The 387-nt window shown below is 68.5% G+C and carries 1 pseudogene; it reads left to right on the forward strand.

The features are described from left to right. A pseudogene (locus QZH66_RS18715) lies at window positions 1-387 on the forward strand (hypothetical protein); the annotation flags it as partial.

A 387-nucleotide genomic window follows, 5' to 3' on the forward strand; every position in this document is an offset into this window, starting at 1 on the left:
GCCCACGACCTACACCGTCAATGGCTCCACCACCCCCGTGTCGGGCACAGCAGGCCTGCCCTACACCCCCGGCCAGCCCATCACCATCGACGGCTGGGAGATCACGCTCAAGGGCAGCCCCAACAGCGGCGACACCGTGACCGTGGGCAACGCCCTGGACCCGCAGTACGGCGACTACTACCAGCGCAACGCCGGCAATGCCGGCGCCATGATGGACTTGCGCGACGCGAAGATGTTCGACGAATCCACGATGTCCGACGGCTACGCCGGCCTGATGGCGCAGGTGGGCACACGCACGCAGAGCGCGCAGTTCGCGGCCACGCTCTCGGCCACCATCGCCAACAACCTGGAGCGCGACCGCGCCTCGGTCTCGGGCGTGAACCTCGA

Source organism: Stenotrophomonas sp. YIM B06876 (assembly GCF_030711595.1).
Classification (GTDB): Bacteria; Pseudomonadota; Gammaproteobacteria; order Xanthomonadales; family Xanthomonadaceae; genus Stenotrophomonas.